Genomic DNA, 25981 nt, shown 5'->3' with positions numbered 1-25981 from the left:
AGCGTATCTCTCTTTTTACATCAATCTCATTGGTGCTGCGTATAGTCATGCTCTGCCCACGTTTCCTCGCGAGGGGTGCCTGAGAGGGGAGCAGTGCCATCCTTCCCGTGTGGTGGTTGTGCTTCCTCTGGTGCTTCACCAGGCTGATCGTGCTGCCTGAGAGGAGCACCATAATACTGTACTTTGTGGGCTTGTAGGCGGGTGATGAGGCGATGTTTGCCGTCGGTGGCGTGCTCCCAGTGGTGGGCAAACCAGGTGGTGAGATGATCCAGGAGCAAGAGGGTAGGGAGTCGGGCAGCGAGCAGACGTTGCTCCTGAGAGCATTGGAGCAGGAGGGTGTGTTCCTCTCGCTCTAAGAGGCCTCGGAGACGCTTGAGCGCGATGTCCTCGTGGGTGAGGTGGGCGCGATGCACAACGTTGAGTTCGGCGTTGGTGAGGAGCCCTGCACGGGTGATATCGGATGAGCCAATGATCGCAGTCTGAGGTGCTATGCGTGCACTATCCTGGTCGGCGTAGAAGAGAAAGCAGCGGGCGTGGAGGTGGGTGTGTTCAGCAGCAAGGCGGACCTCCACGTGGTTCTGCTGCAAGAAGGCGATCAGAGCTTCGATGTGCGCGGGCTCCTCGTAGGCGCATTTGGAGTATTCGTTGCTTGACGGCTTGTGTGTGTGCGTGACGTACGTGTCCTCCAGAGGCTCATCGTCACTGGTGGCGAGGGCAGCGGGATGAAGGAGGAGGCGAAGGTTTCCTACCTGTTGGAGTCCTTCACGCACAAGTGCCCACCCTTCAGGGGTGAGACGTGTGGTACAGATATCAAGGGCTCTTCCAGCGTGGTGGGCCAGGAGATGGTGTAAGGTCTCGTTGAGCGTAGTATGTTGGTTGTCAAGCAGCAATGGGCGCGTCATGCTGAGTGGCTGGATGGTGTTCATGGTAAGAGATGATCATCCTTTCCGCATTGATGTTCGTCACTTTGGTCAAAATGGGTATGGGAATGCTTCTGTGCACACCAGTTCATCCGGGCAAATGCCTGGAACACGCAAAGGCCCGATCTGAAAGCCGTTTGGGCAGGAGGTGAAGGTGTGATTGGGAAGATGGGGATGTTGGGCAAGCCAGGTTTGAGTGCGAAACTGTGCCTCCAGTTCGTCACGGGCATAGACAAAGTGGTAGGCATCTGTACCCTCTCTTTCTCCACCTTCCTGTTGTTGTTCTGAGGCGGAGGCTCGAAGAAGCCAGAGGGTCAAATATTCTTCCCAGAGCATCATGTCAATGTTCTCAAGGGTCAGTGTGAGCTTGGTGCAATTGGAGAGTCCGTGAAGGATCTTTTCGGCGTCCTGGCGATGAACGGGGCGCAGAAGCAAAGCCTGATAGACAATACTGGTTTCTACTCCTGCGGCTCGCGCTAGATCGGGCACATCGAAGGGAAAAAGGGTTCGTATCTGCTCTAACGTTGGTTTTTTCTTTCTTTCATGCATTGTTTTACCTGCTACTTTTTAGTGGAGTAAGTTGTTCTTGATGTGTCTAGAGATGCTATTTGCGAGCGATAATCTTGTGACATGCAATTGAAAATAGACTATAGAGATCCCTGACATTCCAGTTCAAACTGTTTCTTCAGTTGAGCTACCTTGCTTACAGACATTTAAAATACTCCTCTCTTATTGGAAATTTAAGGCTTGAATTCTTTTGTCGATATTGGTTTTAAGTACCACTCTTTAAGTGATAACCACTTAAGTAATACCATTATAGACTAGCTTACGTCAAGAAGCAAGCTGTAGTAGTATGAACTACATCTGGTGAGTTATGAGGTAGGAAATTGCTACGATTGCGTGTAAAAGAAGTTGCCCAAGAGAAGGGTATGGGGATGGCGAAATTATCGAGACTTTCCGATATTTCGTACAAGACGATACAGAAGATATGGCGTAATCCCTATCACGATGCCTCGCTTTCTACACTCAACCGTATAGCAAGAGTGCTTGAGGTTCCAGGGACCGAGCTACTTGAGGATGTTCCTGAAGACCAAGTTCCAGAAGAGTTTCGAGTATAGGGTAAATCTAACTTGCCCTATTATTATTATGCCCATAACAGCCGTCCTCGATTTAACCCCTACTATTTATTTGAAATGAGTTCGTCAAAAATTTGGATCCCCATCGGAGTAGGAAAAGTATCTTTTTCGTAGATGAAAGCCAGAATTCCATGTATATTTCCTTCATAGGCGTGAGAAGTAAAACACGTGAGCGTATGAAGGAAAATGTGAAACATGGAAGACATTCATTCAATCCTCATCAATGTCCTTTCTAATATTGTTTGGTTGCCTGTTGGTGCCTTTCTCGCCTACATTGGTTTTTTCTTCAGTGTTCGTCTTCCCCATAGAGCGCTCTGGCAGGTCAAAGATCCCGCGAATCTCGTTATCTGTGCCTCTACTTCCACCACAACAAATACTGGTGTGTACAACCGCCCAGCAACAGGAATCGGACAGGTGCGGGCTTTAGCCCTTGCTCTTCGCTCGCTCCATCATGCCTATCATAAGCATCTCGATATTCGAAATATTTTGCTTTCGACAGATCACCTGCAAGAACGTATTGAGAGCGATTTGCTCATTCTCGGGAGTTCTAAAACCAATGCTGTGACTGCACGCTTTCTAGAATTGTTGGAAGATGAGCAACCAGCTAAAGTCATTGACAGCCTCATCATCTGGCGTATTCATAAGGCAGGAGGACAGTGGGTTGATCAAGGAGCCATTGAATATGAGGGGAGCGCGATGAAGCGCCAGGTCGTGAACGACTACGGCCTCATTGTACGCGCATATAACCCCTTTACCTCGCGGAAAAGAACGGCAATCCTCTTTTCAGGTTCGCATACCTATGGTACGGTAGCAGCAGCAAAATTTTTTACGGAGAATATGCAAGGTCTGCTGCGGAAACTCACAAAAGATGGGCGAAAAAACTTTGTGGTGCTCGTAAGTACGCAAGTTGTTGAAGGTTATCCCACTCGCATGAAAGTTGAGAGAAGTTACGCATGGTAGAGAACAACGCTTCAAGGCAAATGTCAACATATGTTACCTCGCTTCAATACACTGTGGAAGAGCAGTTCCTCGCATCAAAGACGGGTGTCGAGGCGGATTGTGAAGATGTCTTCTACGTTGGCCCTCATTTTGTTGCTGTCATTGATGGGGCGACCTCGAAAACGCCGAGAAGATGGGATGGTCAAACGGGAGGTCGTATTGGTGCAGTGGTCATACGAGATGCGTTTGAATTGCTGCCACCTGATGCCACTGCGCGCCAGGCCATTGATCAATTGACGATGGCACTCCAGCAATTATATGAACAGCATAAGGTCGTTGATATCATGCAAGCTGACCCTGTGCAACGTGCGGTTGCTTCATTTATTGCGGTGAGCTTCTTTCGGAAAGAGGTGTGGTTCGTTGGTGATTGTCAGTGTTTGCTCAATCAGGAACACATTGTCAATACCAAGGAAGTGGATCGTATCACGTCCCTGGCACGCTCACTGTTTTTAGAGGCTGAGATGGTTCAGGGAAAATCGCTTGAGCAGTTGCGTCAGGAGGATACTGGCCGCGCATTTATTCTCCCCCTGTTAGAGCGGCAAATGATATTCCAGAACAACCCTTCAGCAGGTCAATACTGGTTCCCCGTACTTGATGGTTTTCATGTCCCTGATGAGGGTATCCGTGTTCTTCCTTTGCCCGAGGATATTACAACCATTGTGCTGGCTTCAGATGGATACCCAGCATTGAAAGAGACATTGGCTTCTTCTGAGCAAGCGTTGCAAGAACTGCTAGACGAAGATCCTCTCCTCTTTCGCAAATACCTATCCACAAAAGGCGTGGTATCTGGGAATAATTCGTATGATGACAGAGCATATATAAAAATTCATGTGGTTAAAAACCGTTGAAGGGGCGTTTTTCTATAAAAGAGACTTTTATTAGTATAAAGTGAAAGGACTACATGGGAGCATGGATGCTTCTTTTGTATCCGGGCAAGATCCGTATATTCTTGCTCTCTACGCTGCCAATGAGAAGAATGCAAGGTATTTGCAACGCCTAAAGACACACCTCGCTCCTTTTGTACGAACAAAAAAGCCTGGAGATGTGATATGGGATATCTCCATGACACCGGTGGGGTAGATACACTTGCTTATTTTGCGCAACAACTCCAGAAAACAAAGGCCGCTGTATTATTGCTTGATGCCGATTTTTTTGCATCCCCCTTGATCCTTGATCAAGCACTGCCTTTGTTGCTCACGGCTGTTGAACAAGGAACACTTCGTATTTTTCCTGTGCTTGTTGGACCCTGTCAACTTGAGCTCTATCCAGGGATTGCTCGTTATCAGCCTGCTCATGATAGTTCTCGCCCGTTATGGGTTATAGCGACCCCGCAACGGCGCGAAGAGTGGTGGGCTCAGGTGGCACAGACTATTTATACGGCAGCATTTGCTTCAGGTGAACAGGATGGGAAGCAACTTTCTCATGCAGAAAAGATTGCTTCTGAGCAAAAGACGAATGTTCGTCCACGCAAGCAGCAAAACATACGTCAGCCAGGCCTCTTTGATCAGCCGATGACGACTCCATCGTTTCCTGTTACGCTCAATCATCCTCAAGGGACAGTAATTGGCGAACATAATACTGTTACAATATCGTTCTATAATACAACCCCTGCCGTTCCAGTCGCCTCTGAGCCACCGCTACAACTAGATGATTTTCTTGCAGTGTATCGCGAAAAATTGCATGATGACCCAGAGATCGCGAAGCTTCAGATCTTGGGGATGCGAGAACCGCTTTCCGTGTCTGATCTCTATGTGAGAGTACGTCTGCATGATGATCCACGCCCCCATTCACGTCTAGATTTTGAACAGCAGCAATCGCGGGACCCGCTAATGGCCTTGCAGCAGCGACAGGCATGGATTGAGCGCCGTTCCTCCTCCTCAATGGACCCTGCCGAAGCTGTAAAAAGGCATCGTAATTGTGTCATTGTGGGGGATCCTGGTGCTGGAAAAACGACGCTACTCAAGCGCCTGACACTTTCAGCAATTGATGGGGCATTGGAAGCTATGCCTGTATTGCCGCTCTATATCAAGCTCCACAAAGTTGCCAGGAAACAGCAATTTGATCTTTTCGCTGCGTCTGTAGACGTATTAGTTGCATATGGTTTTTCCCGTGCCCAGGTTACCTTGCTGCTTGAGGAACGTATGAAGGCAGGCGATATTTTGTTGCTGCTCGATGCGCTGGATGAGACGGTAATTGGTGAGACAAGCCAGGCCGCCGAAGAGTCGTATCGACAGGTTCATGAGGCGATCCTCAATATGAAACGGCGATTTAATCGCATTCCTGTTGTAGTGACTGCGCGTAAAGCTGGCTACTTTCAACGTGGACAGCTTCCAGGTTTTACTGAATTAGAGGTTCTGGATTTTTTACCCAGGGATATTGAAGAGTTTATAGGCAAATGGTTTCGTCATGGCAGCGAAGAGCGTCAAGCTCTTGCCCCGCGTTTGATCGCTGCACTCAAAAATAATCCACGAATTGCTACTCTGGCTGCCAATCCTCTATTGCTTTCCCTTTTAGCAATTACCTACGAGCATGATGACCCAACATTACCTGAGAGTCGTGCAGATCTTTATAAACGTTGTGTTGATACACTTCTTTCCCGTTGGGATGCTGAGCGTTTTATTCCTCGATACCATATTTTGAATCGCGAGGATCGAAAGCAACTGCTTCAACAAGTGGCCTGGCATTTCCATCAACAAGGTTTGCGCTACTTTAGTAAGAGGGATCTCTGCCCCCTTATCGAGGACTTTCTAGAAAGTTTGGGAAAATCATCAGCATTAACGGAAGCTGTTTTGCAAGAAGTTGCAGGTGAAGAAGGTCTGTTACGTGAGCAGGCCGATGAGATCTATGGTTTTCTTCATCTGACAATGCAAGAATACTTTGTTGCTGTATTTGCGAATGAAGATGTGAATCTTTTACTCCCTTACTTGGGGTCTCCATGGTGGGAAGAGATTGTATTACTTTTTGCCGGGCAGGTACGCGATGCTAGTATGTTGCTTGCTTACCTTGTTACTTATCGTGGAGTCGATGAAGTTCCCGAAGATATATTCTCAACGAAGTTAGTTCTGGCTGGACGCTGCCTTGCCGCGCGTCCTCGTTTGAGAACTGACAGGTCGTTACGTGATACGATTCCGCAACGCCTTTTCCAACTTCTTGAAGAGGTTCCCTATGCACTTCTACGCCAACATGTTGCGGAAGTACTGACTGAGATTGCACGCACAGATCCTTACAGAAGTATTGCAGGGAAGTTATTGTCATATATGCTGACAATGCCAGAAGAGGGAGCCCCTCTATCACAGGATGCTTTATTTGAGGTGTTAAGCTCCTTCGGGTCAGAGCAATTGGCCTCTCTCTTGCTTGATCTTTCACTCGAACAGCACACACTGACTGCCTCTCCATTTTTTTTAGATATTTTTAGCAGGTATGGCACATCTGATATGGCCTCTCGTCTGTTACCTCTCCTTAATGATGCTCAGGCTGATAATTGGTTTCGTATGTATGTGATCTCGCTACTTGGGGCGATAGGTGATCATATTGTGTTACCCACATTGCATCGTCTACTTCGTGATACTCAACAGGATGAATTGCTTCGAGTCGCATGCATTAAGTCCCTGGCAATGCTCAAAGATCTCTCCATAGTGCCAGCTCTTCTTGCTTTTCTTGCCGATCCTCATACCTCGAAGACATTGCTTTCTACGAGCATTATTGCTTTGAGGCGAATAAGAGATCGCTCTATTGTTGCAGATGTGGTTCAACTTCTCTCGGATCTCTTTCTCTCTGAGGATGTTCGAATAGAAATCTCACTTTTAGTTGATGTGTTGTATGAGGAGCATATTGTTGCTCATCTGGCATCGCTCCTTCATGATAGCTCTCTTGGAGCAGGTTTGCGCGCTCGTATTGCCACTCTGCTTGTACATCATGGCGGTTCTACCTTTGAAGAAGACTTGATTCACCTAGTAAATGACGAGGCAACGAATATTTCCATTCGTTGCGCCATTATACGAGGATACGGGCTAAAGGGTAATAGTGCCTACATTCCTCTCCTGCAAAAATTGACCCTAGAGAAGCAACCAGAAGAAGTCCATAACGAAACTGTTTTAGCTCTTGCCATGTTAGGAGATCACCATGCGCTTCAGGAACTGTTACAGCTTTGTATGCAGAAACAATTCGCTGAACGGCACCAGAGGCAGTTAGCTCTTCGATGCCTTGCTCTACATAGTGATGTAGCAGAACTATTACCCCTTCTTGAAGGCACTACCTTGTCTCTAGAGTGGAGGATATATCTCGTTCGCCAGCTTAGGAAGAGGGATGAGAAGACTGTCATTCTGCCTTTGCTGGAACTCCTGCATAGGCGTGTCATTATTAGGGAGGTGCGAGCTGTTATTGCCGATGTTATTGGAATGCTTGCCGATGATGAAGCGACTGTGCATCAGCTTGTTGATCTATTACCTGGTTCTGATATTGCCAATCAGATTCATCAAGCGCTTTGGTCAGTCTGCCGTCGTGCTGGTGTCACTGTTATTGCTAGTGGCCCTGGTAACACGCAGTTACGCGTTGAGAAAAGGCGTCACTAGTTTTGCTATAAATTCCTCTTATTTATTTTTAGGTAGTAAACACACGAGGTCTATTGACAACTCTTCAGTAGAAATGATAGCCTTATTTACACGTATTGATATTTTTGTTGTTTAGACTTGCACTTCTGCTAGAATTTGAGATGGTACTATGCTACTCAATGAGTATGAAATTCCTTCGCAAGTTATCTTAGATCTCTCTTCGATTGAGCGTATCGCTGAATTCTTTGCCGCCCTTGGCTATAATCCTAATCCTGAAAGTTTCCCTCAGTCCACAGATGCCTTAAAAAACAATTTACATCCAAGTGATGAAGAATTGCGTAACAAAATACGCTGGATGCGTCAAATTGGTTTTCGCAGCGATGTTTCTTTTTCCAAGTTTTATGTTTATGTTTATGTTTTACCATCTCTTACACAGACACTCATAAAAAGAATATTTCGTGATTTGAGCAAACATGAGGGCGATTATCTCGTAGTCGTTTGCGACGAAAAAATTGAAGAAATTGATATCGTATATATTGATCGCACCTTTGGAAGCAATGCACAATTTGCCACACAACCCTCTCTTCCAGAAATACAGCCTGTTTTTCAAAATCCTGTTTCCACCCGTATGCGCCTTCTATCTATTAAGCGTTCAAATCCTTCCCATGTGGTTCGCCGTGTTTTGAATCGTTTTCGCTGGCCTACCAACCGAAGTGTGGCTACGCAATGTGAAATTCTGAGTGGGGCATATGATGTGGCCGAGTGGAGTGAGGAATATTTTAACAACCGCGCGCTTTTCTCGGATCACTACCTAACGACGAATGTTCCTGAACAAGGCGAATGGTTTGACTCACGAAGCAACATGCGTGAGGCAAATCATTTAACAGCAGCTTATCTGGGGCTGCGTAGATTTTACGATGGCGCAGCCGATACTTTTTTTGATCAGTCGGTCGGAGCAATGAGGCAACAGCTCATTGAACGAGCGCTCAAGATCCTTGGCTTTGCAATAGAGACCGCATCTCAATCCTATACGCAGGATGGTGAGAATCGTCGTTTCCCTGACTACACACTTTATGTACCAGATGACATGGGACAGCCTACATCAAAAGTGGCGATTTGCCTGGCCTATAAGTGGGGGCGTAATTTAGATGGTTATGAAGAGGTAGATGATGTGCTTGGCGTGACGTCTCTTGATCCAACTGATCGTGAAAATCCAGGCGCTGTAGTGGTGAGTTTACTTGATCAGGAACAGGTTGATTGGGCTTTCCTAACAAATGGACGTACCTGGCGTCTCTATTCGGCCAAAACTCATAGCCGAGCAACAAATTACTATGAGATTGATCTCGATGAAACACTTGCCATGCCGCGCGATCATGCAGATGCTAAAGAAGCGTTTCGCTATTTCTGGTTCTTTTTTCGAGCCAACGCTTTTCTTCCAAAGAAGCGTTATGGCTATGAAGAAGCCCTGTCATTTCTTGACTGGCTGTTGCGTGAGTGTGAGCGCTATTCGCTGGCTCTTGGTGATTCGCTGAAGAAGAACATCTTCGAAGAGGTGTTTACCTATTTTGCGGGAGGACTGGTGCATGATGCACAGCGCCGAGGAGCACTCCCTGAGGACATGGGGACGTTAACATCCGAGGATCGGGATAGTTTACTGAAGCCTTTCTTTAATGCTACCCTGACCCTGCTTTATCGCTTACTCTTTTTGCTCTATGCTGAGAGCCGATATCTGTTGCCACTACATGAGCGACGTGGTTTCTATCCCCATAGTTTGACAAATCTTAAGGCTGAAATTGCAGGGTTTGCTGAGAACAATGAAGTTCAGGTTCGCGCGAAACTGCAACAACACCACAGCGATAAGTCTTATGACCTCTATGCTCGTTTACAGGCGCTTTTTGAGGCTATTGATCGAGGTCGTGAGGATTGGAACGTACCGGTCTATAATGGCGGTCTTTTTGCGACTCAAAGTGCTATTACGCATCGACCAGCTACACCTGCAGGTTGGAAGGAGTTGATTGACTCATCAACTCCGGAAGAGGTTGTGACCTATATTCTGGCAACATTCCGTGTGCCTGATCTTTCTCTATCACTCGGCCTTGATAAACTGGCTCGCGGGGTGGATCTAGCTCGTCATGAACTAGTCTCTGTTGATTATAAGAGCCTTGGGGTGCGCCAACTTGGGAGTATTTATGAGGGATTACTTGAGTTCAAATTACGTATCGCTCTTGAAGAAATGGTTGTCATCAAAGAAAAGTATCTTCCCTTGAGTGAGGCGGTTCGTGGGGGAAGTTATGTTGTAGGGAGAACACCTGTTATTCAGGCTAATGAGCTGTATATCGAAAATGATCGCCAGGAGCGCAAAGCAACTGGAAGCTACTACACTCCCGATTATATTGTTGAGTATATTATTGAGCAGACCGTTGGTCCAGTTCTGGACATGAAAGAAGCACAGTTGCTGCCAAAATTTCGTTCATTTGAACAACAGATTCTGCAGCGTCAACGCGAGAGCCGGGTGTTGCAGCTACGTAATATGGTAGCAACAGATCTCAACGATATCTACAAAGGCTATCAGCATCTTGTTGAGGAATTTTTTGACATAAAGGTGCTTGATCCAGCTATGGGGAGTGGACACTTTCTCGTCGAAGCTGTTGATTATATCACGCGTCGCATGCTCAAATTTCTTGATCAGGTACCAACAAATCCTGTGCGCTATGAGCTGAAACAAATCGAGCTCTCTATTGCCGAGGAGATGGAACGGCAACATATCGTCATTGATCGCTCAAAGTTGACTGAAATCAATTTGCTTAAACGTCAGGTTCTCAAGCGCTGTATTTACGGAGTTGATATTAATCCTATGGCTGTTGAACTGGCAAAAGTGAGTGTCTGGTTGGACAGCTTTACCCTTGGGGCTCCGCTCTCTTTCCTTGACCACCACTTGAAGTCGGGAAACTCGCTAGTAGGTGCAAAGATAAAAGATGTGCGTAAAACTATTGAAGAAGGGCAACTTTCCCTATTTTATGGCAATAATGTTTGGGCTGGTGCGCTCCTCTCGACTGAAGGTATGATTCGCGTAAGTAAGCTTACTGATGTCACGCCTAGACAAGCACGAGAAAGCAAAGAAGAATATACTCGTGCTGATGAAGCTATTAAGCCTTATAAACGCTTACTAGATATTTATTTAAGTCGCTGGTTCGGCAATCCCATTGTGGTCAGCAAACGTGACAAGGTCAACAAAGATATAGCTCTTGACTTTTTGCGGTCCGAGGAAGTACAGCTTTGGGTGGAAAATGGAGTTCGACAGCAGATCAATGATGAGCAATATTTGGTACTGGAAAATGCCGAAAGAGATGCTATTATGCATTCATTTTTCCACTGGGAACTAGAGTTTCCAGAAGTGTACATTGATTTACAAAATGCAAGCTTGAAAAGTAGCCCTGGTTTTGATGTGGTCATTGGCAATCCTCCATATGGTAGTGCGCTAGATACTTTGACAAGGGATTTTGCCAACTCAGACTATCATGCTACAAAATCTGCTATGGACTTATTTGCCCTTTTCTTAGAAAAGGCATCGGTTTTAGGTAAAACCCAAGCTAATGTTGGTTTTATTGTTCCCAGTGGTTGGCTTACATCTCCGCATCATGAGTCCCTAAGAGGATACCTTTTAAGTACAATTTCTTTTCGTTACATTATACATTTGCCATATGATGTATTCCCGGATGCCTATATTGATACCATTATTTGTATCGGAACAAAGCAGTCATCAAAGACTAGGATTCTGGAGAATGTAAAAGTTAAGAGGCTGGGTAAACGTGATAATGCTGAAGATGCTTTCACTAAGGGACTAGAATATCAAGAAGTTGATACAACACGTTGGTATCAAGATGTCTCTAAACGAATGATTACTGAGAACCTTGAAAGAGTATCTATTGCTCATAAAATAAGCACACATTCTATAAAAGCTGGGGAGATTTTAGATGTTGACAGGGGCATAACACCCATGGTACGAGTCAGTGAAAATATGCTCGTCAATGCGGCAGAGGCTTTTGAAGGAGAATTTAGGCGTTATTATTTTTCAGAGACCTCGGTGTACGTAAAATATGATACGACATTGGCTGAGTATACGCCTCCAAAGTATTTTTCAAAGAAAGGGATTGTTATTAGGCGCATCATTAGTAGGCAACAACGTATAGTGGCATCTCTAAACGAAAGAGGATATGTTTTTAATAAATCTTATTTAGTTGGTTTATGTTTGCCAGGATCTAATTACAACCCGTATTTCTTGTTGGCAATTATAGCGTCTTATTTGCAGTCACGTCTATTCATATGGTCTTCTGAAATTGCTAAGCGTGATGATTTTCCACAGCTAGATATTCAAACCATTCGAAACATACCTATTCGTCGCATCAATTTTTCATCTTCTCAGACAGAGCGAGAACTTGCTCTTAAAAATTTCCAACTGATCTATAATCGCTTTTTACGTGATACTGACCTTCGTCCTGTATTGGTGTTTATTGATAATTGTTTACAATCCCAGCCGGAGGCTTCAGATATTGTGCATGATTTACTTGCTTTCCTGGCTAAGGAGATGCTAGATCTGAACAAAGAAAAGCAGTCTATTCAGCATGAATTTCTCGAATACTTGACCTCTATACTGCGTATTCAGCCTCAACCTGATAAAAATGGCAAGATTGGTATTGATTCTTTGAAATACAAGGCTGAATTGCTCAATTATCCTGGTGATTATCAAAAAGAAGAGTCGCATCTAACATTTGAAAAGCTAAAAGGGATCCTCTTGGAGAGCAGCAATAGGAAGCGTTATCTAATACCCTTAACTGCTGGTGTGCTTGAAGATATTGAGAAGGCTTACCAGAATAATCTGCCAGAGGTATTACAGCTCAAGAAGCATTTGCAACGCACTGACTACCTTATTAACCAAATCGTCTATCGTCTCTATGATCTAAATGACGAAGAGATTCGTGTGGTGGAAGGTGAGGTTCATTAATGGAATATCTTGAGTCTGCTAACAAACAACTGAGCCTCCCACTCGATGATGACGGTGTGCAAACCAAAACGCTCGACGAACTTCCTTTTGTTATTGATAACCAGCAATACATAATGAGTGATGTCCTTAATACTTTATTAGAACATCACCAGGGGCATGCACTCGATATTGCAACGGCCTATTTTAACATTGGTGGCTGGCGTCTTCTGCACGAACGTCTCATTGCTCTTGCTTCTTTCCGCTTACTCCTTGGCGATGAGCCTGAGGTTGGTGCTGATATTGGTTTACGTGAGATTGGGGCCAGGCCAGTGAAACGGCTTATTCAGGAACTGTCTGAGGTGAGCTTCAATGAGCAGATGCTTCGTCTTGTTGAGACGCTCGTTGCTTTTTTACGCCAGGATTCTGTACAGGTACGTCGGTATACCTCTTCCTTTCTGCATGCCAAATGTTACCTCTTCTACAACGATAGCGACTTTGCGCGTTTCTCTCCCCATACGGCCATTGTTGGCTCGTCCAACTTTACTCGGGCGGGTCTTTATGCCAGTAAAGAGTTGAACCTGGTGCATCGAGCTGCCTTACTTCCTGAGGAGATTGATCCTGAGCGCCTCAAAGGTATTATGGAGCGACCTGAGCGGAAACAGTTGACGCAAATGGACGAGGAGCAACGTGTCCTGGCTGGTAACGTTCCAGGATTGCTTGCTATGAACCAACTCTCTCAATGGTATGAGCAACACTGGGAGGCCTCTCAGGATTTTAAGAAAGAGCTCTTAGAACTGCTCAATGCCTCCAAGTTTGGGCAGAAGGAATACAGCCCCTATCAGGTGTATATGAAGGCGATTTATGAGTATTTTCGCGATGACCTGGAGACGGAGCAAGAGGACAAGCCTGTCGCGCGTTCTGCCGTAGAATTGAGCGAGTTTCAGGAGGACGCGGTTAAAAAGGCCAGGAAGATTCTCGCACGCTATGATGGAGTGATGGTGGCTGATAGCGTGGGACTAGGGAAAACCTGGATTGGGAAGAAACTGCTTGAAGATTATGCCTACCACTTGCGCTATAAGGCGGTGGTGATTTGTCCTGCGGCATTGCAAAAGATGTGGCATGATGAGCTCCTCAACGCCAGTATTGCCGCGCAGATCATGACCCAGGAGGCGCTGGGGCGCGAGGAATTTGACCTACACAGTGTTGCCGATGCGGATGTGATCCTGATTGATGAGAGTCATAACTTTCGGAATCACGCTACCCAGCGCTACGAGAACCTGGAGCGGTTACTTGCCGCAAATCAGCGCCGCGGGGGGATTAGTCATGAGCGCAAGAAAATTATTTTGCTCACGGCTACCCCCATTAATAATGGTGTCTTTGACCTCTATAATCAGATCAACCTGTTTACCGGTGGGGATCGCAGCTATTTTGCCGCTGCGGGTATTGGTGATCTACAACGCTACTTTGCCGCCGCACGGCGGATGAGCCGCCAACGTGAGAGCAGTATTGCCCTTTTCAACTTGCTTGAAGAAGTGGTGATTCGTCGTACACGTCCTTTTATTAAAAGAGCGTATCCTGATGCGACAATCAATGGGCAGCCTATTCACTGGCCGGAACGTCGACTCAGGACCATTCGCTATCACCTGGAGCATGCCTATAGTGGTATTTATGGCCAGATTGTTGATGGCATTGAGACGTTGCGCCTGGCTCCTTATCGTCTGGAAACGTACAAGAAGAAAGGGGTCGAGCGCGATCAGTTTGAGGAGGGGCGTGAGGAGGCGCTGGTAGGCATTTTCAAGAGTCGCTACCTGAAGCGCTTTGAGAGTAGTATCGAGGCCTTCCGTATCAGTGTGCGGCGTGCGTTGGAGTTCCTTGAAACCTTTGAGAGCTATATCCTTGATGGCAAAGTGCTTGATAGTGCGAGTTTCCAGAAGGCAATGCGGTTCCTCTCACGTGAGGATGAGGAAGATGATGCTACGGCTATGCCCAACTCACGTGCAGATGACCTGGATGCCAATTTGGAAGCGCGTCAGTTCCTGGAGGGCTTGCCCACACTTGAGGCATCTCAGTACGATCTTAAGCGATTGCACAAGGATATTCGGAAAGATGTCGATGCATTGCGTGTCATCTGGCAACGTATCAATCTCATTACGCCGCAGAATGATGCGAAGTTAGCGCGCCTCAAGGAGTTGCTGGCCGGGGAACTTAAAGGGCAGAAGGTCCTGATTTTTACATATTATAAGGATACTGCTCGCTACCTCTACCGAGAGCTGTGTGCCGATGATGCAGCGAGCGCGCAGTGGCGCAGTGAGGCGGGGAATCCACATATTCGCCGTATGGATAGTGGGGCCGATACCAAAGAACGAGCACGTCTGGTGGCACAGTTTGCCCCTATTGCGAATAAGCGGACCGAGATTATGGGGACAGATGATGAGATTGATATTTTGATCTCGACGGATGTGCTCTCTGAAGGACAAAATTTGCAGGATTGTGGTGTGCTCATCAACTACGATCTGCACTGGAACCCAACGCGTATGATTCAGCGTGCCGGTCGTATTGATCGCCTGGGGACGAGCTTTGAGACGCTCTGGGTCCATAATATGTTTCCTGATGATGGGTTGGAGCAACTGCTCAATCTGGTGGAGAGCCTCTCGCGCAAGATTAGTGAGATTGATCGCAATGGTTTGCTTGATGCAAGCATTCTGGGTGAGGTGGTGCACCCTCAAAACTTTAATACGCTCAAAAGAATTGCGGAGGAGGATGGAAGCGTCATTGAAGAGCAGGAGCAATTCGCAGAGCTGGTCAGCAGTGAGTTCTTATTGCAACACCTCAAAGATCTCTTAGGCCAGGGCCTGCTACAAAGCCTGTCAGATTTGCCTGATGGTATTCATAGTGGGTTGAGGCGTCGCGGGGCCAAGGGTGTTTTCTTCTATTTTACGGCGCAGGAGAAGAAACGTCGCCAGTCTGGATCTGCGTTGAGTTTTGAGCGAGGGCAAGTAACGACGACTGGAAAACGGCAGCACTTTTGGCGATACATTGACCTGGTGGATGGGAGTGCTGACTATGGTGAGATTGAAGAGAACCGGTATCTGATTACCAATCTTGTTCAGTGCCAGCCAGATACCCCACGTATTGTTCCTGTACGTGGAGAGGTGAACATCTTTGAATTGCAAGAGAAAGTGATCGCTTCTATCTTGCAATCATCGGCTGAGCAAGTGGCTCGTGAGGAAGCACCGCGGGTACTGGATCCCATTCAACAAACGGTGGCTTCTGTGCTGAAACGGTATCTGAATCATCCTGGCGTACAGCGTCAGGAGGTTATTGCCGCGTTGCAACGGGTAAATGTACCGCAACCGAGAGTCTATACGAGAACGCTGCGTAAGGCCTATGATACGTTCAAGCGTGATGGACAACTTACGGATTTACTTTCCATTGTGCTCAGTATTGGAGAACAACGCCCGACCCAGGAAGAAGATCGGGAGAAAACCGAGCGGATACAGCGTGAAGATCTCAAGCTGATTTGCTTTGAGTATGTCTGGTAATTAAGCATATTTCTATGATGACCTTGGGAAGTAGCAAACTTAGAGGAAAACATGGATACACCTACTAACTTTGAAGATTCAAGGGAACTCTCTGAAGCTGTTCTTATCAGCCAAAGGATAATTCCATATCTAAGAGGTATGGGCTATAGGTACATAAACAGCGAAGTAAAAGTACATTCAGCTAGTTCAAGTCCGACCGCAGATGTAGTTGTTTACCTCGATGAAGCAAAGTCCCATCCTTATATTATAGTTGAGATAAAACAAAAACTCTCCAATGAAATAGAACTACTTGACCCAGTCGTGCAAACGACTTTTGTTAAAGCAACGGCCATAGGAAAACAGGTTCGTTATTTATTAATAACTGATGGACAAAAACACTTTTGGTTTGAACGAAGTTCAGAAGGGCGATCAATAGTTCAGTTAAGTCGTGCCCCTGAAAATTTACCCGGAAGCCAATCTACATTATTAGAAGTGCCTCTAATTACCGTGGAAGACCCCCAGCAGTTTTCGAAGCTTATGTATCTGTCGCTTGATAGCCTCAGGCAAGATGGAATGGATTTCGGGATAAGAATGGGCATTGAACTAAACAGAGTATTGATTGCAAAGTTGCAGGATGAACGAGTAATACAAACTGGGGGTCCTCGTCGTTTTAGAGCAAGTAACTTATCAAATCATCAAATTAAAGCAAATATTGCTCAGCTTTATAAAGAAGCGTTCATTAACCTTGATGGAAAACCGATTGAGGAAAAACCTTGGTTTTTTTCTCCACATGCACTGTCAAATATTGTCAAAATTCTTGAGCCTTATGCATTACTGCCAGTAACTGACAGTATACGAGGACACCTTTTCTGGCAGATGTTTGCCGAGTTCATGAGAATGAACGAAACTGGTTTCACAACCCCTGTGCCACTAGCAGATTTTCTTGTTCGACTTACTCAGCTACGTGAAGGACAACGTATTATAGATCCTGCCTGTGGTACAGGTTTACTATTAATAGTTGCACTGGAAATTATCAAAGCGCAAGTGGCCACGAACCATTTATCCTCACAAGATAATCCTTCGCTACAAAAGAAGCCCCAATATGTAATAGCAGGGATAGAAATAGAAGCAGAAGTAGCTGAACTTGCAGCCACAAATTTAGTGCTTAATGGAATTTCGCCAAGCGCCGTTATAAATGCAAATGCTCTTGACAAGCACAATTTAAGATATTCTGGTGTTCAATTGAGCACCTATGATACTGTATTACTTCATCCACCAATGGGCTTAGCCCCAAAAAACGAAAATATTCTAAGTCAATATGAAATTATTGGTAATAACAAAAGGCCAACCTTAGAAATGCTGTTTATAGAATTAGCTATTGACCTTCTTCGTCCGGGTGGACTTTTAGTTTCTTTGGTGCCTGACTCATTTTTATCTTCACCATCTTATCAAAGCGCCCGCTCTTGGCTTCTTCAGAGAACTCTACCGAGGGCGATTATTAGTCTCCCGCCAGAAACGTTAATGCCAATAGGTCACTCAGGAAAAACCACAGTTCTATTGTTGGAGAAAAAAAACATACAACAAAATCACCAAGATAGAGTGCTTATAGCAGATGTTCAATCTGTAGGGTACAACAGGTTTGGACAACCTACAGGCGAAAATGTTTTACCAGATCTATTGGAATCATTTGAAACATATTGCAAAAGAGGGGATATCGAAAATAGTTTCTCCAATGAAAAAATACGTGTCTGGACAACTTCTACAAACGATTTGAGCTCTAAAAGGCTAGATATTGGTCAATTTGATCCTACGAGTACTGATCTTGTGTATACACTTAAACATGGTCAATATCCTTTTGTAAAGCTCAATGAGATTGTCAACATCATCGGTGGGCGAAACTTTAAATATGTAGAATATGCTGCCAATACAGCAATCGTTATTCAGGCCGGAGCAGTTCGAGATTTAACACTTGATCTTTTAAATGCGCCATCAATATCAGTCAAAGATTTTGATAATGCCAAAAATGCTCATGTCGAATTTGGCGATATACTTGTAACTACTACAGGAGCCTATTTAGGAAGGGCTTGTGTCTTTGATAAGAAAGATCTGCGGGCAGTTGCAAGTGGTTCAGTTACTATTCTCAGGCCACAATTTAGAGACGATATTGATCCCTTTTTTCTGACCTCGATAATCAATAGTAAACTAGGTAAAGATCAGATTTTCCAATTACAGGCCGCCTCAGCTAGCCAACCATATATTCGTCGAGCGGATTTAGGGGCGATTACTATTCCTCTTCCTCCTTTATCTAAGCAAAAAGAATTAGCTCAACGCATTAAAGTACTACTTACTGAAGCTCAGGATCTAGTAAGGCGTGCTCAAGAAATCGAAACAGAAGCTAAAAAGTTAATAGTTGACGAGCTTTTAGGAGTTAACAACAATGAGTGATCGTTTTGCTCCCAACTCGTCCAGAGTAAGGCCTGTATTGGAGAAGCTGAAAAATGATGGATATGGAGAGTATTTAGCAAAAGCTTACTTTACAATAACTCATACAAACTCCAAAACCAAATCAGTATCAGACATAGAACGTGATTTACTTGCAAGAATGGATATGGGCCCTAGTACGCCGTGGGTACTGTATGATCTCTTTTCAGAATTGATGAAATCTTCTCCTCTTGCATCAAGGCAGGCCCTGAGAGAAAAAATAAAGATAGAAACAGGATATATGTATGAGCGGTTGAGAATCACCATTGATGGACATTGGCAAATTACCTGGGAAGTTGATCCAGATGCAGACTCTGAATACAAGGAAGTTGCATTAAATTGGTATATACCGCCTAATCAAGATAGTGCTCCTATTGTTCCCTTAGCTATCATTGATTGCATAGCTAGTAGCGTTTTGCTGCTAAGGCAAAATTTAGTGCTTCCAGCAGCAACAAACTTATCAATCGCCCTCGAAGCTGCCTTGTGGGATGCGCTTACATATAGTGGTTTTTCTCGATATAGTGAGCAACTTACATACATCTCTGTCAAATGGAACATTAAAAAGACCGCTGATAAATTTCTATTATGGATTGAAGGTGCAGATAAAAGCGTTAAAGATTTAAGCACTAATGATGGCTCACCATTTACCGAGACGCTAAACCTCAGAAAATTGCAGTCGCGCGACTCCTCAGAAGTTGTTGGGCTTAGGGTGGAAGTTAACAAAAAACTCGCAAGTTTTTTAGTCTCGGACAAGGTTGAAGCAACAGAGCAGATCAAAGATAGAGGATTTTCTGTAGCCATACAGAAAGCAAGACGAGAAAAATTAAAGTGTATAGAAGAGATAGTTCCAGATTTCTTGGATAGTACGCTAGTTTCATTACGTAATAACCTTGTCCATCTTCCATCTCAAGGTAAACTTGATCAACCCATTCCAATTGAAGGGCAGAGTAGCCTACAAAATGTAGACGACCTAAGAACAAATATCCGCTTTGTGCGCTCTCTTCTATATAAAGTTGTTGATATCATTAATACAGTTTACGCTGATCAAGTACAGCCTGTAGATGATGAGAGTAGCACTGGATTGGCTGAGGCTACTAATAGAGTAAATAATAATGAGAAAACTGCTGCTGAATTTCTTAATCAATCTCCAGCAGATTTAAAGGCACGTTTTGAGTTGACTAAAGGTTTTTTGTTGTCTCTAGGTAAAGATGTACAAATGAGTTCGCGAAAAACATATTTTGCCTTCAAGCGTACTAAAAATTTCGCTTGTGTGGAAGTCCATCCACAAGCAAAATGTATTGTTATATATGTCAAGGTTGACCCTGATAGTATCAGCCTTGAGAAGGGGTTTACTCGCGATGTGCGTAACATAGGACATTATGGTACAGGTAACTTGGAGATTACTATTCGAAGCAATGAGGATCTGGATCGAGCAAAGAAAAATTTGCTCAAGAGTTACGAAGCCAATTAGATCAATGAATGCGGATGAGCGAACTTTGGTAAATTTGTGAATGCCGGAGCTGATTTCTTCCACCAATATCCTGTAAATTGAGGTAATACAAACGTTGATGCTACAAAGGATAGGAAAGCATATATAGCTGGCGTTCTCCTAAGAAGCAAGCTAGGATCGATACTTGTGCTTGTTTCTTGCTAGAGGGAAAAATAGCTACTCTTTGTCATGTCGAGTAGCAGAGTTAATAATATCTTAGAGGGGAAGTGCAATGTCAATTAGTCCTAGCACTGCCAACGTACTAACGCCTCCTCATGAAGAGGTGAACAAATTAGCCGTTATAGTCGGAATCAATTCCACATCGAGTGATTTCGTTGTACCTCTTCAATACGCGGAAAATGATGCTATTGAGATAGCACAAACTCTACAGCAACCGGCTAGTAACTTTAGGCTGTTAACTCCTCCTCTACTGGACGAAAAGGCTGATAGTGCAAGTGTAAAACGAGCCGTGATAAAGTTGGCGCAGCGTAAAGCAGAGCAAGATTTCTTGCTCTTTTATTTCTCTGGTCATGCGATGCCGATAAAGCTAACTGCGGAGACTAGCGATATCTATCTAGTTACATACGACTTTAATCCGGAAGAAGTTGAAGCTGACTCAAATTCGCATATTTCTTTGTCCTGGTTAAAGAAAGTACTCTATGAGCAGACCGAAGCAGGGAGAGTACTAATCATCTTAGATTGTGCTTATTCTGGAAACATTTTGCAGACAAATGTTAGTCGCTTCGTCGAAGAAGAATTTAACACTTCTAGTTTACTAAGGGGAACAGGCAATACACGGGCTATTCTAACAGCAACTGGGATAGGCGGCATCACCATGGAGATGAACGGACATGGTCTCCTGACAGGTACATTATTACTTGTATTAACAGGCCAGGTAGCAGAGGCCTTAGATAGCAATGGGCGGGTTGATATTCTTTCGCTCTACAGATATCTAACAAGCAAGCTATCTGAATCTTCATTGAAGCAGGGAGCTATGAAGCAGGTTCCCGCATTAGCGGGAGAGTTTGGACGTGATTTGATTTTAGCAGATTTTTCTCATCCATTTACTTTTAGTAGTAGACCACTTCAAGAGGGTTCTCCAGTACAAGATGTTTCCACAAATCCTACATCTCTCGCATCTCCTCAGGAACAAACTCAAGATAAGGGGACAAGTACAACTGGAGCTACTTGTGTAACTTCTCAGCGAGATCAAGAAAACACTCAGATTCTGAAAGAGGTACAAGCACTTTCACAAATACCTGAAACAATTCCAAGTCAGACTGAGCCAATCGAGGTTGAGGTTACTATCAGTGCCCTATCAGATATCCCAAACAATCAAGACCTACTGGAATTTTCTGATTATGCGAAGGCCATAGTTGACTTAATTAAGAGTGACAAAACCCAGAAACCCTTAACGATAATGATTGATGCCGCATGGGGTATGGGCAAAACAACCTTGATGAAACTGATACAGGAAGAGTTGGAGAAGAAGCAGATGGGTAGATCATTTCCCACTGTATGGTTTAATGCTTGGAAGTATGATCAAGAAGAGTCAGTATGGGCGGCACTTGTATTGACTATCCTACAGCAAGTACAAGAGCAGTTCAATATGCAGCAAAAGGTAAGGTTTTGGTGGAATCTTAGTAGAGACCGCTTCCATCAGAACTTTCTTCTGAAGAGCTTCTTCAAATCGTTGCCATATATTTTCGGCTTAATCCTTATATTGGGAGTACTTATTGTAGTAGTATGGCTTGTATCAGGCTACACATTACAGGAAACAATCAATATACTGATATTACGCTTCAAACTGTATGTCATGCTCATAGGTGGGGGATTTCTTGCGCTATTTTTTACTGTTGGCAAGGATATTTACAACCGGATTGTCAAACCACTCAGACCAAATATCACTAAGTATGTTCGAGGGCCTAATTATGAGGAACGAGTGGGCTTTCTAGCACAATTCGAGAAAGATTTTGGCTTTGTCGTAAAAGCGATGACTGATGGAGGTAAATGGCCTTTAGTCATTTTTATCGATGATCTTGATAGGTGTGCACCAGCTAAATGTGTTGAAATTGTAGAGGCAGTCAATATATTACTCGATACGAAGTACTGTGTGTTTCTAATCGGGATGGATGCCCAAACAGTAGCAGGAAGTATTGAAGCAAAGTATAAAGATTTGCTCGGATATCTCGACGACCTCGGTAAATCCAGTGACTTGACATTGGGGGAGCGTTTCTTAGAGAAGATTGTACAGATCAACTTCCGTATTCCTAAAGCTGAGTCAAAGTTACTGGAGTCTTTTATTGATACAAGCCTTCTTGCACTGGAGCATGATTCAGCTACTGAATCCATATCAGAGACATCAGGGGAAAAGAAGTCAACCAGATCGGAAACAGCGGAGCTAATTCAAGCGGAGATGAGAGCGGGTAAGAATGTGGAGAATGCGGCTCAAGCTGTGAAAAAGGAGAACCCTGGAATCTCGGGCATGCAAATAGAGGATGCAAAAAAAGAAATAAAGGATAAAACGTCTAATAACGATGCTATCCAGTTTGCCATTCACGGTGTGGCTTCCTACTTAGATGCTAATCCTCGCAAGATTAAGCGATTCATCAATATTTTTAGACTTCAAACTCTGATTGCAAGCCGACGGGGGCTATTAAAATATAGAGCGATTCAGTTGGATCTGCTTGCGCAATGGCTAATTATTACAATGCGCTGGCCTGATGTTGTTGAAGCGATAATTGAAGACTCGGACTTTATAAGCAATCTAAAGGACGCATATGAAGCAAAAGAACGATTGAGGAACATACGGCGTGATAGCGCTGGAAAAGCAGAAGAAGAGGTTCTAGAGAGAGCCTACCAAGCCAGAATTGACTACCATACGGCCAATCCTTATATAAAACGACTGATAAATGCAACAGATCTGATGATCTTATTGAATAAAATGACCAACGCTCAATTGCTCAATTATCTCTATTTCACTCAAACAACTCTCTGAAATCGATCCAATGTGTGATGGCTTACGTAAGCAAATATTGAACAGTGTTTCAGCCAAAGGTGGAGATGGCTCATGTAGAATAAGAAGCCTGCCGTCAGGTAGCCGTGGCTGGATCTCGTTGACACGCTGACAAATGGCGAACAGATCATGATTCATAGTATGCAGCGTCGGCTACAATCGAGTGCGTGAGACTGACCAGGGAGACGATGAGCGTTGTGGAAACCCAACTTCAGCGATTGTCCTCCCTGAAAGGGCAGTTCGTGGACATTCGGAATGTTCCCGGCTAAGATGTCGGGATAATTAAAAACGCTTGAGTCTTTTACGAATCGAGCAGCTTATCCTCGAAATGCTTTGTTTGAGTCAGAAAGACGAAGTAAAATAGGGGGTGAAAAGTTCCGATATGAAAAATGATATCGGCAAGTCAAACGCATGAGAAATCGGAGTGAAGTGTGTTTATGAGACAGGAATGGCCGACGCTCCACGATATTCAACAGGCCTATTTTACCCTGGTGGAACGATACTTTGCTCAACCCTTTGCTGAGATGCAACGCTATAAGGTAAGTCCACACGATGTTGCGGAACAACTTGCCAATCGTGAACCCACAGTACAAGCATTTCTGCACGGAGCAGATGAAATGGCTGCTGAGTTTCAGCAATTCTGGCAGTCGGTCCGCGCTCCTCTTGACCACCATCTCCACCAACTTCAGGGACTCAAAGCTGTCTTTGGTGGCGACATCGCTCCTTCCTATACCACCAATATCGTGCGTTCGACAGGTCTGTATATTGATACCATTCTCCTCCCAGATCCTTTACAAAGGATTCCTGAGTTCTTTACTTCGATGCGACCCCACGCTGCTGTCTATTACATGACAAAGCATGCACTCAACATCCTGAACTACAAATCCCTTGCTCTGACCAGGCTCTCCCCACCACTTCTCCTCGTAGTCCCTGATTATGCGCTCATGGATGCTTCTACCAGACAGATGCTTACCACATCAAGCATTGCCGATTTGCTTCTTCACAGCTCGAAGCTCTTCGGACGTGATTTCTCGATGCAGGAAGAACTCTCGTCGTTCCTTCATAACCTCTCGGGCTGGGAAACGTTTATGTCACGGCTCGTTGACCCTTCGCGAATGCTCATCGATGCTGAATCATCAGCAGGTCTACAAGAGCAATTGCAAGAGATGCGGAGAACGCAAGGGGGCAACTTCGACTTTCAGCAATATGGAGATCAATGGGCCACTATCATCTTGATGAATCTTCTCGGAAGAATGTTGACTACCAACAAACTGGTTATGGGCAGTTCGTATTATCATGGTACACCACTCATCGATGCACCGACGTCATGGCAATATTTGCTCTGGAAATATCAGTATGATAGTGAGAGAGGCAGTGAAACGCATCAAGACATGAAAGATCTCTTCCTATCCAAGGTACTGCAAGATCTGACGCTGATCACAGATCTCCCAGAACAAAGACTAATTGACCTGCGCCGCCGTGGGGCGCTTGCCGAGTTACGAGAAATACTTAGCCGGAATATTCATGAGGTTGATGCGGCCTCTCCATCCGCGCTTGCCGAAGTGACTCAAACAGTGAGCACCAACCTGGAAGAAGCCTTTCAGAAGCATAAACACGATCTTGACACATATTCACAAGTAAAGAGGAATTTTGGTTTTGATGTTGGTGCTTTCATCGCGACAGGAAGTGTGACAATCGCGGCAACATCGACAGGAAGCATTCCCCTCTCTCTTCTTGCACTTGGGCTGACATTAACGGTTGGCGCTCCATCGGCCAAAGAGTTATGGCCAAAGGGAAAAGAGCTTGTGAAGACACACCAAACAATTAAACGATCACCGGCAGGCATTCTTTTTCAACAAAGGAAACGGAAAAAATAGAGTATGAAAAAGGACCTACTGATGCAGGAGATTCAGGACCATCTTCCGAGTACTGGAGCCCTCATCACCGAACCACTGACCCTAGCACAAGTCGCCAAACTTGCTACCACTGCCGCTCAGGCACGAGCTTTATAGGATTCCAGGAGTGCAAAGTTGAGGCGCTCCTGTGTTGCAGCGGGCCGCCTTGGCTGCCTTCTCCAGTGCTTGATCCCCTGCAAAATTACCATTCCTGCCGGATTAGCTAAGAATCTTTCTGACCTACATCACTAGCTTTCTCGATACAACTATTTTATCTTATTACATTATCCAGTTCCCGAGGTAATCTTAGTTTTGTAGTTGAAATTTTCAAAAAAGTCCTTTTTTTGAGAGTTTTACTCATAATTTGGAAGGTAAGTTTTATATCGTTAGAAAAGATAAAATTCTTTCCGCTTCTTAATGTAGCGCTCTGTTCTCTTAAGTTATAATTTGCTGTATACTAGCCTGGGATAAGTTAAACGACTTGCTATTCAGATAGAACACAGCAAGTCATAGGCTCTACATTCAGACGCGTCGTGTACTTTCAGCGCTACATTGCCTTGGAATATCGCCTGAAAGGCTTCTGATTATGAATATGGCTTATCCCTCTCGTGATTCTTAGTAGTTCTTGAAGAAGGGTTTCATGGATCAGTACACCTACCTCATTACCTTTGATGATATCTCATCTGCTGATGCTAATCAGTACGCTCAAGAATTGAGGGAGTTTGTGTTGGACGCCGTACCGGATGCCAACGTTCAACGAAAAAGAAGTGATCTGCGTACCCAGGATTGGGGAACTATTCTAGAAATTGTCCTGGGATCGGCATCAGTTGTATCTCTTGCACAAGCAGTAGGCAATTGGTTGCAGCGTCGTCAAAGTGTTAGTTTGACATTTAAGCGGCCAGAAGGAGATGTCATTGTACAGAATGTCAATAATAAGACAGTGCTGAAACTTACTGAGCTTCTTCTTCAAAATGCTAAAGAGTGAGGCTTGTG

At 44.7% G+C, this 25981-nt stretch carries 14 protein-coding genes; 12 read left to right on the top strand and 2 right to left on the bottom strand.

What is annotated here, in order from left to right:
- Window positions 1-26: 26 nt before the first annotated feature.
- Together KRAC_RS05350 and KRAC_RS05345 are read right to left on the bottom strand one after the other, a co-directional pair.
- A complete protein-coding gene (locus tag KRAC_RS05350; protein WP_007905067.1) occupies window positions 27-926 on the bottom strand; it encodes a phospholipase D-like domain-containing protein in 900 nt (299 codons plus the stop codon).
- Window positions 927-971: 45 nt separating this feature from the next.
- Window positions 972-1469: a hypothetical protein gene (locus tag KRAC_RS05345; protein ID WP_007905065.1), complete on the bottom strand. Its 498-nt coding sequence runs from the start codon at window positions 1467-1469 to the stop codon at window positions 972-974.
- 338 nt (window positions 1470-1807) lie between these two features.
- On the opposite strand from KRAC_RS05345, the gene KRAC_RS79290 reads away from it, so the two are divergent.
- From KRAC_RS79290 to KRAC_RS05290, 12 genes are all read left to right on the top strand, one after another.
- Entirely contained in the window at window positions 1808-2038 is a 231-nt protein-coding gene (locus KRAC_RS79290; protein WP_075164174.1) for a helix-turn-helix domain-containing protein, read from the top strand.
- Between the two features lie 213 nt (window positions 2039-2251).
- Window positions 2252-3016: a hypothetical protein gene (locus tag KRAC_RS05335; protein WP_007905064.1), complete on the top strand. Its 765-nt coding sequence runs from the start codon at window positions 2252-2254 to the stop codon at window positions 3014-3016.
- Window positions 3010-3903, top strand: a complete 894-nt coding sequence (locus KRAC_RS05330) for a hypothetical protein (protein ID WP_007905062.1) — start codon at window positions 3010-3012, stop codon at window positions 3901-3903. Before KRAC_RS05335 ends, KRAC_RS05330 begins: the two co-directional genes overlap by 7 nt.
- Before the next feature lie 201 nt (window positions 3904-4104).
- The gene (locus tag KRAC_RS05325; RefSeq protein WP_007905059.1) at window positions 4105-7626 is read left to right on the top strand and encodes an NACHT domain-containing protein; all 3522 of its coding nucleotides are present in this window, start codon (window positions 4105-4107) and stop codon (window positions 7624-7626) included.
- A 148-nt stretch (window positions 7627-7774) separates the two neighbouring features.
- Window positions 7775-12607: an Eco57I restriction-modification methylase domain-containing protein gene (locus KRAC_RS05320; RefSeq protein ID WP_007905057.1), complete on the top strand. Its 4833-nt coding sequence runs from the start codon at window positions 7775-7777 to the stop codon at window positions 12605-12607.
- Entirely contained in the window at window positions 12607-16128 is a 3522-nt protein-coding gene (locus KRAC_RS05315; RefSeq protein WP_007905055.1) for a helicase-related protein, read from the top strand. Before KRAC_RS05320 ends, KRAC_RS05315 begins: the two co-directional genes overlap by 1 nt.
- Window positions 16129-16179: 51 nt before the next feature.
- Window positions 16180-18552 (top strand): N-6 DNA methylase, encoded by a 2373-nt coding sequence (locus tag KRAC_RS05310; RefSeq protein WP_007905054.1) that lies wholly within the window; start codon window positions 16180-16182, stop codon window positions 18550-18552.
- A complete protein-coding gene (locus tag KRAC_RS60825) occupies window positions 18545-20059 on the top strand; it encodes a DUF5655 domain-containing protein (protein WP_007905052.1) in 1515 nt (504 codons plus the stop codon). Before KRAC_RS05310 ends, KRAC_RS60825 begins: the two co-directional genes overlap by 8 nt.
- 250 nt (window positions 20060-20309) lie before the next feature.
- Window positions 20310-23075 carry a P-loop NTPase fold protein gene (locus KRAC_RS05300; protein ID WP_007905051.1) on the top strand — a complete coding sequence of 922 codons (2766 nt, stop codon included), beginning with the start codon at window positions 20310-20312 and terminating at the stop codon, window positions 23073-23075.
- Window positions 23076-23530: 455 nt separating this feature from the next.
- A complete protein-coding gene (locus KRAC_RS05295; protein WP_007905049.1) occupies window positions 23531-24970 on the top strand; it encodes a hypothetical protein in 1440 nt (479 codons plus the stop codon).
- Window positions 24971-24973: 3 nt separating this feature from the next.
- Window positions 24974-25105, top strand: a complete 132-nt coding sequence (locus KRAC_RS78110; RefSeq protein WP_007905047.1) for a hypothetical protein — start codon at window positions 24974-24976, stop codon at window positions 25103-25105.
- A 523-nt stretch (window positions 25106-25628) separates the two neighbouring features.
- Window positions 25629-25973 (top strand): effector-associated constant component EACC1, encoded by a 345-nt coding sequence (locus tag KRAC_RS05290; protein WP_007905045.1) that lies wholly within the window; start codon window positions 25629-25631, stop codon window positions 25971-25973.
- Window positions 25974-25981: the final 8 nt, after the last annotated feature.

Source organism: Ktedonobacter racemifer DSM 44963 (genome assembly GCF_000178855.1).
Classification (GTDB): domain Bacteria; phylum Chloroflexota; class Ktedonobacteria; order Ktedonobacterales; family Ktedonobacteraceae; genus Ktedonobacter; species Ktedonobacter racemifer.
Note: the sequence above shows the minus strand (reverse complement) of the source record. Positions and strands in the feature narration are given on the sequence as shown.

Excerpts from the sequence above, each read along its gene's own strand:
- KRAC_RS05350 (WP_007905067.1), bottom strand. The coding sequence starts at position 926 with ATGAACACCATCCAGCCACTCAGCATGACGCGCCCATTGCTGCTTGAC.
- KRAC_RS05345 (WP_007905065.1), bottom strand. The coding sequence starts at position 1,469 with ATGCATGAAAGAAAGAAAAAACCAACGTTAGAGCAGATACGAACCCTT.
- KRAC_RS05335 (WP_007905064.1), top strand. The coding sequence starts at position 2,252 with ATGGAAGACATTCATTCAATCCTCATCAATGTCCTTTCTAATATTGTT.
- KRAC_RS05330 (WP_007905062.1), top strand. The coding sequence starts at position 3,010 with ATGGTAGAGAACAACGCTTCAAGGCAAATGTCAACATATGTTACCTCG.
- KRAC_RS05325 (WP_007905059.1), top strand. The coding sequence starts at position 4,105 with ATGGGATATCTCCATGACACCGGTGGGGTAGATACACTTGCTTATTTT.
- KRAC_RS05320 (WP_007905057.1), top strand. The coding sequence starts at position 7,775 with ATGCTACTCAATGAGTATGAAATTCCTTCGCAAGTTATCTTAGATCTC.
- KRAC_RS05315 (WP_007905055.1), top strand. The coding sequence starts at position 12,607 with ATGGAATATCTTGAGTCTGCTAACAAACAACTGAGCCTCCCACTCGAT.
- KRAC_RS05310 (WP_007905054.1), top strand. The coding sequence starts at position 16,180 with ATGGATACACCTACTAACTTTGAAGATTCAAGGGAACTCTCTGAAGCT.
- KRAC_RS60825 (WP_007905052.1), top strand. The coding sequence starts at position 18,545 with ATGAGTGATCGTTTTGCTCCCAACTCGTCCAGAGTAAGGCCTGTATTG.
- KRAC_RS05300 (WP_007905051.1), top strand. The coding sequence starts at position 20,310 with ATGTCAATTAGTCCTAGCACTGCCAACGTACTAACGCCTCCTCATGAA.
- KRAC_RS05295 (WP_007905049.1), top strand. The coding sequence starts at position 23,531 with ATGAGACAGGAATGGCCGACGCTCCACGATATTCAACAGGCCTATTTT.
- KRAC_RS78110 (WP_007905047.1), top strand. The coding sequence starts at position 24,974 with ATGAAAAAGGACCTACTGATGCAGGAGATTCAGGACCATCTTCCGAGT.
- KRAC_RS05290 (WP_007905045.1), top strand. The coding sequence starts at position 25,629 with ATGGATCAGTACACCTACCTCATTACCTTTGATGATATCTCATCTGCT.